We start from the raw sequence: 6,329 nt of genomic DNA, 5'->3' as shown, positions 1-6,329 counted from the left end.
GATAGGGGAGATTCCTTATTTGAGGCAAGTTGTAGAACGTTAAAATTATTGTATGAACCTATATGTTAGCTGCTATATAAGCTTTATTATAGGACTCTATTGCTTCTTTTATTTTATCTTGAGTAAATAAAATATCACCTTGTATTACATAACTAGCAGCTAAATTTGGATCTTCTGAATAATCTGCATCTTTGGGATTCCTACGTTCATCAGCTAAAAATATGGAGATAGATTGGTTAACATGCTCTAAGGCTTGGTCTAGTTTACCCAGCCATAATTCACTTTTTGCCATTTGACTATAAATACGACCTAATATTTCATGAACATCTTTCTCGGTGGATTGACACAAATCATATAGTTGTTTAACTTGAGTATATGCTTCTTGGTATTCTTTAAGATGATTTAATATCTCTACTTTTCGTACATAAAGCTCTATAAGAAATAGGTCTTCAAGACTTAATCCACTTTTAGTGTCTAGTTCTATAGTTTTATTATTTTGCTCTAATGCTTCATTATACTTCCCTTGTAGCAATAATAACTCTGTTTTAACGCTATGTATATAAGATATATCATATTTATCCATTAAACCTTGATTAAGCATTTGTTCTATAATTTGAATGTTTTTTTCTGCTTCTTCAACCTGTCCTAATGGGATATTATACATTGCTAAAGAATAATATAAACTCCATAAAGATTCATATTATAGTGTCTAATATTTCTTTTGCTCTTGTACAATAATTTATTGCTACCCTATAATTAGACCAATTAACAGCATATTGCCATGCTATTACTTGTAAACACAATGCATATGCATATTTTTCATCATCATTCATCGACCATAAATTAAATTTACCAGCCCCATTTTGATCATTCTCATTGAACCAATTCATTACTTTTTCTACATTAAGGTAATCGACAGAATTCACATATTGCATCATTAGCTGTGCATTCAATTGCAGAAGTTTATATATACTTGAATTATATTTTACCGCATTCCTAGTAAGAATTTCAAAATCTTCAAGTATAGTTCTCGCTTTTCTAAAAAGCTGAGCTTTTACCGAGTTCCTTTTTGGCACAGATCCGACTAATTTAGTAACGATATCCTCTAAATAAATTTTATTATTCTGATTACCATTAATTTCAGTTATTTTTTGAGCAACAACATCGTGCATTTCAAAGATCGGGTTAGTTTCCTGTGGATCAATATTAGATATTAAGGCAAATTTAGACAATTGATAAATATCATCATTTATGGTACTCTTATCATCCGTAATAAAACTTAATAAGTCTTTTGAAAAACTTTGATTATTTATTAAAGCTATTTTATTTAATAATTTTCTAGCATTTGGTTTTAATTCATTGATAGTTAATAGAATGTTCAATTTAATTCTATCTGTTGATAGTTGAATTTTTTTCTTATATTCGGCTTTATCTAAACCTTTTACATTATTTAATAATTGTACCCCTTGTACTATCATGATAGGATAACCAGCAAATTCTTTGCTCAAAAATTCTGCTGATTGGGGATCGTTATGTTCTAAAATATTGTTAACCAAAATACTAACGTCACTTTTTGTAAAGGCAGTCATTTGGACTATATTCGGTAATATTTCACTATCTTGGGAACAAAATATAACATGTCCATTATTTTCCCACTCAACAAACTCTTGAACTTTCTTATTTTGACCTACCTTTAGATTATCAAATATCAATAACCATTTATCTTGATTTGATAAATAATTCATTAGTTCTTTCCGGACTAATATTACATCTTCTGATATTAGATTAGATTTAGTAGAGTTATTAGCCGTACTATTAATAGCTTTTGCTAGCTTTAGTAGTTCTTGATTAATATCTAAATTACAGTCAATAAACCAAATAAGTTTATAGTTATTTTGATTTTCATAACAATACATTCTAGCAAGTTGGGTTTTTCCCATGCCGCTGGTGCCTATAATACTTGCTTGTCGATATTTAGTTAAGTTGTTTGTAAGCAAAGCTAGTTGTTTGACATGATCGACAAAATAAGTAACTGGTGCAACAAAATTAGATAGCTGGTTAGCTATTTGATTCTGGGCAAATGAATTAAGAGGCATTATTAATAATATTAATAGTATCAAATATTTATTCATTATATTTTGCTAATAAAAGGTTTCAGGAAAATTTAATTAATATTAACATATTCATTACCTAGATTACAATCAAAATTATTACTATTAAAAATAGAAAAGCCTACGCATAGTTTATAACTTACCTTACGCATAAACCCCATAACAATTTAAAAATTCCAAAAAAGTACAAGACGTCGTTGCGAGACCACGTAGTGGTCGTGGCAATCCACATTCATTAGATTGCTTCGTCGCTACTAAAGTAGCTTCTCGCAATGACGCCAAGCTATTTTCTATATGACTTTTAAATGCCGTGCGTCAGGTGGTTTATAATATAGCTTTTTGTACAATATCATTGAGTCTTTTTGCAAATTCACCAGTATCATTGACTGGCTCACCTTCTAGAATACATGCTTGATCATACATTAATTTCACCAACTCCTCGTTAGCATAGTCTCTACTATTTGAGATTATACCAGCGTTAATTTTATCAATAATTTTATGCTTAGGATTTAACTCAAGTATTTTAGCCGATGATGCCATTAACTGTTTTTGCTCAATTAAAAATCTTTCCATACGAATATCCATAGCTCCATCACCAACTACCAGACAAGCAGGGCTTAGAGTAAGTTTTTTAGAAATCCTTACATCTTTTACTAAATTACCTAATATTTCTTTAAAATATTCTGTTAATTTAGCGTACTCGTCCTTGTCTTCTTTTGTCTCTTCAGTTTTTTGCTCAGATTTTTCTAAATCAATATCACTCCTAGTAACGGATTTAATTGCATAACCCTTATAGCTACTATTAACATTAACCCAAAAATCATCAACTGTATCAGTAAACAGAAGTACATCTATATTTTTACTTAAAAATCCTTCTATTTGAGGGCTAGAAAGTAATTTTGCTGAATCATCGCCGCTAAGATAATATATAGTATTCTGCCCTTCTTTAAAGTTACTAATATAATCGTCAAGGCTAATCATTTTACTTAAAAGACTACTTTTAAATATACAGGTCTCAAGCAATTTATCATGATCACTAGTTGCCTCACACAATCCTTCTTTTAAAGCAGCACCAAAATTGCTCCAAAAATTGCTATATTCCTCTATAGACTCATCTTTTTTCTTTTTGAGTTCACCTAAAACTCTTTTGGTTATTGCTGACTTAATCTTCTCTAAAGTACTATTATGCTGCAAAGATTCACGACTAATATTAAGAGGTAAATCCTCTGAATCTACTACCCCTCTTAGGAATCTTAGGTAAGAAGGTATTAAATCTACATTCTCATCAGAAATAAAAACTCTCTTGATGTATAATTTCACTCTCCTCTTACGATCAGGGTGAAATAAATCGAAAGTCTTAGTTGATGGAATAAATAACAAATTAGTAAATTCAACCGTACCTTCATTTTTATTATGAATAGTTAACCAAGGATCATCCATCGAATAAGACAAAGCTTTATAAAATTCTTTATATTGCTCAAAAGTCAAATCAGATTTAGGTCTTGTCCATAATGCTGAAGCTGAGTTAAGTTGTATTTCATTATTAGTAGATTCATCAATAAAATATATAGGTATGGCTATATGATCAGAATAGCTTTTAACTATATGCTTCAATCTAAAATGATCAATGTAACTATCTTCTTCTGGCTTAACGTGAATAACCACCTCAGTTCCCCTGGTAAAATCATGGTCAAAATCATCGACCATATATTCTCCAAGACCATCTGACTGCCAAACATAAGATTTCTCTTCTCCTGCTTTTCTTGAGGTAACAGTAATATTATCAGCAACCATAAAAGCTGAATAAAACCCAACGCCAAATTGCCCTATCAACATACTGTCTTTTTTAGCATCTCCAGACATGTTGTTTAAGAAATTTCCTGTACCAGATTTTGCAATAGTTCCTAGATTATCGATCAAATCTTCTCGGTTCATACCAATACCATTATCTCTAATAATAATCTGCTTTTTATCTTTATCAATTCTCACAGTAATTTTAAAGGTAGGATCATCTGCAATAAGTTTTGCGTCACTTTGTGCTAAATACCTTAATTTATCACAAGCATCAGAAGCATTCGATATTAACTCACGCATAAAAATCTCTTTATTAGTATAAAGAGAATGGATCATTAAGTTCAAAATCTTACCAACTTCAGCGTCAAACTTCTTTTTTTCTTGGGTCATAGTCAAGTCCTATAATACTATTTAATGTTATTAATATAGTGTTTTAAATGCAAATTTAAATAGTCTAATTCAATATTTTTTATTGCCAATAATTTTAAGCTATTAGTCCAACCTAATATTATCTCAAAATTATTTTTATTAATTTTCCATTTTTTAGATAGAAAATTGATAATAGAATGGTTAGCCTTACCATCCTCTGGAACTGATTTTATAAATAATTTTAGATAATGTTTATCATTAATTATCATAAACTCACCTATCTTATCTGCCTTTGCATTAGCTTTAACCTTAAGAGCAAGAACGGCTACCTTATTATCTGGGTTATAGTTAAAAATTGGGTCATGTTTACTCTAATGATTTGAGTATATACTAATTATAATGTACACTAAGTGTTTTATAAAAAATATTTTTATTCAGGTATTTTTTACATACTTCGTTGGAAGAGATTTTAGAGGTAATCATGGCAGTTTAAAAGTTGTATGTGGTCAACGTCTATTTGCGAGGAAGACCGTAAGTCAACGAAGCAATATATGACTTCATGGATTGCCACGCTCACATACGTTCGCTCGCAATGACGAGTTATAGGCTTATATGTCATTGCGAGGAGCTACTTTAGTAGCGACGAAGCAATCCAAAAATACTGAAATAGATTGCCCATAGCCATAGCACCCAATCCTCCTAAATTGACTATAGTTTACAACAACAAATGTCAACAGGTGTTTCTTATGGAGAACAGCTTGTTTACGATATTGAAAGATTAAAAAGGCATTTCCCTGCTGTTCCTGTTTATGTAATCCTGGTTGATATAGGGGAAAATATATAATCACCACTATTAAATTTTATCATTCTGATATTCTAGAGCCACTTCCTTACCGCAAAAAGCCATAGCGATTTTGATGATTTTCTGAACATGAGAGTATTCTTTTATTTTAGCCTCATATCGTTTTTTTGCTATTTGCTCTAGCCCTTCTCTGGCAACAGATTCTAACTCTTCTGGAGACTTGCATATTTTATATTCAATAATAATGGCGTTGTCTTGCTTTCCAGCTCTAGGTATCAACATAATATCAGCCCTACCGCTACCAGTCTCTCTTTCACTGTCTATTATGTAGTCAGAAGCTAAGGTATTAATCAAACCTAGCATAAAACCACTACAAAATAGCTCAGCTTTTTTCTCGCCAGTTTGGTAAAAACTAGTAGCATTTAACAATAATTCTTGCAATCTTTCTTTAAACTGTTCTATTTTACCTGCCGGCAACAAAGTAGCAAAAGAATAATATCGAAAATGATCAATTTGCAACTGATCAGTTACCCATTGGAGCATTCTGGCATTATATATATATCGTACCTCTTTATTTGGTACCGACAATTCGTAAATATCTTCTTCTGGTTTTTTAGCAACAGGGTTTAAATAACCGCTAAATAACAACAAGCTAAATAATCCTACTGGCTTGTTGATATCAGCAAAACTAATTTGTTTGACAATCGGTGAGATAATAGCCTTTCCGGCAGCTAAGCTCTGTAAATCTTCCTGCATTCCATCTGACAATAATGCTTTATCAACAAGAGCCGTCCCCCCACTATCAAGCCAATAATGATCAAGTTTGCCTCTAGTATCTAAGCATAACATAATTGACCATGGATTATAAATTACCTCACCACCAAAACTATAGCCATTATACCAAGCTTTAATTTTTTCAGGACTTGTGTCAAGTGGTACTTTGGTTAATAACTCATCAACTTCTGCTTGAGTGAAACCATAAAATTTAGCAAAATTTTCATCTAGCAGAGTATATTCACGAACATTATTTAAATCCGAAAATAAATTAGCCTTAGCAAACCTTAATATGCCGGTTATTACCCCTTTTTCTAAATAAGGATTAGTTTTTAAACTACTGCCAAACATCCCACGGAATATTTTTAGTACGTCGTCAAATTCTTTTAATTTATCACCAAATTCAATGTACGAACTATTGATCGGCGTATCGTATTCATCGATCAATATATAAACTTTTTGACCAAAATGTTTGTACA

Annotated in this window: 5 protein-coding genes; all 5 read right to left on the bottom strand. The window is 31.1% G+C overall.

The features are described from left to right. Positions 1-58: 58 nt before the first annotated feature. On the bottom strand, positions 59-664 hold the full coding sequence (locus RiCNE_RS05680) for a tetratricopeptide repeat protein (protein ID WP_094649622.1): 606 nt from the start codon (positions 662-664) through the stop codon (positions 59-61). A 31-nt stretch (positions 665-695) separates the two neighbouring features. Beyond that, positions 696-2,120: an ATP-binding protein gene (locus RiCNE_RS05675; RefSeq protein WP_204839960.1), complete on the bottom strand. Its 1,425-nt coding sequence runs from the start codon at positions 2,118-2,120 to the stop codon at positions 696-698. Positions 2,121-2,435: 315 nt separating this feature from the next. Next, positions 2,436-4,295, bottom strand: coding sequence for a molecular chaperone HtpG (gene htpG, locus RiCNE_RS05670; RefSeq protein WP_094649621.1), 1,860 nt, complete (start codon positions 4,293-4,295; stop codon positions 2,436-2,438). A gap of 17 nt (positions 4,296-4,312) precedes the next feature. Further along, positions 4,313-4,630: an A1G_07140 family DUF167 domain protein gene (locus tag RiCNE_RS05665; protein ID WP_094649620.1), complete on the bottom strand. Its 318-nt coding sequence runs from the start codon at positions 4,628-4,630 to the stop codon at positions 4,313-4,315. Between the two features lie 497 nt (positions 4,631-5,127). Then, on the bottom strand, positions 5,128-6,329 hold a 1,202-nt coding region (locus tag RiCNE_RS05655; RefSeq protein ID WP_157905696.1), incomplete at its 5' end, for a PD-(D/E)XK nuclease domain-containing protein.

The sequence above is a fragment of the Rickettsia endosymbiont of Culicoides newsteadi genome (genome assembly GCF_002259525.1).
Taxonomy (GTDB): Bacteria; Pseudomonadota; Alphaproteobacteria; order Rickettsiales; family Rickettsiaceae; genus Tisiphia.
Note: the sequence above shows the minus strand (reverse complement) of the source record. Positions and strands in the feature narration are given on the sequence as shown.

Excerpts from the sequence above, each read along its gene's own strand:
- RiCNE_RS05680 (WP_094649622.1), bottom strand. The coding sequence starts at position 664 with ATGTATAATATCCCATTAGGACAGGTTGAAGAAGCAGAAAAAAACATT.
- htpG (WP_094649621.1), bottom strand. The coding sequence starts at position 4,295 with ATGACCCAAGAAAAAAAGAAGTTTGACGCTGAAGTTGGTAAGATTTTG.